Origin of the sequence: Enterobacter sp. RIT637 (genome assembly GCF_019718755.1) — a bacterium.
Classification (GTDB): Bacteria; Pseudomonadota; Gammaproteobacteria; order Enterobacterales; family Enterobacteriaceae; genus Enterobacter.
This window is the reverse complement of sequence record NZ_JAIHAZ010000055.1, coordinates 1-789: the sequence shown is the minus strand read 5'-3', so window position 1 is coordinate 789 and position 789 is coordinate 1. Positions and strand designations below refer to the sequence as shown.

The window sequence follows — 789 nt, the reverse complement described above, 5'->3', positions numbered from 1 at the left end:
GGTATAAATCGAGATAGTCGGTCTGCAGGCGCTTCAGGCTGGCATCCAGCGCGGCGCGGATATTTTTGCGATCCAGAATCTGATTCGGACGAATGCCCGCGTCGTTATTGCGCGACGGGCCGCTGACTTTCGACGCCAGCACCAGCTTTTCGCGATTGCCGTTTTTCGCCAGCCAGTTGCCAACGTAGGTTTCGGTCAATCCCTGGGTTTCCGGGCGCGGAGGCACCGGGTACATTTCGGCCACATCAATCAGGTTGATCCCCTGGCTGACGGCGTAATCGAGTTGCGCATGGGCATCGGCTTCGCTGTTTTGTTCACCGAATGTCATCGTGCCCAACCCCAGTTGGCTGATCTCCAGAGTGCTGTGGGGGATACGGTGATAATGCATAGCCGGCTTCCTATACTGTTTAAATTGACGGCGTCAGGAATCTCCCCGACGAAGGACTATAAACATGGCAGAGGGGGAGCAAAAGGGGAAGAAAAAAATCAAAAAGGCCAGTAAGCAACTGACCTTTAACTGTTTATCTTTCGATGATTTGCGAAACTTCGTCGCGATTGATCTGCATCTTATTGCCCTGCTGATCGTTGTAGCTTACAAGGCCGGTATCGTCGTCGACTTCAGGTTTGCCGTCAGTCAGTATCATTCGACCGTCTTTTGTCGCCATAACGTAATCACTACTACAACCTGAAACCGCAAACGCTAAACCCACCGCTGAGATTATCACTGCCCATTTTTTCATCGTTATCATCCTCACCTGGCTCGTATCACATCATAGTGTAGTAATAACT

2 protein-coding genes are annotated in these 789 nt (G+C 51.1%); both read right to left on the bottom strand.

The annotated features are described in order from the left end of the window. Window positions 1-388, bottom strand: a 388-nt coding sequence (locus K5E19_RS23090) for an aldo/keto reductase (protein WP_221553259.1), incomplete at its 3' end; no start/stop codon positions are given. Window positions 389-521: 133 nt separating this feature from the next. Further along, window positions 522-740, bottom strand: coding sequence for a YgdI/YgdR family lipoprotein (locus K5E19_RS23085; protein WP_100779081.1), 219 nt, complete (start codon window positions 738-740; stop codon window positions 522-524). Between the last annotated feature and the right edge of the window lie 49 nt (window positions 741-789).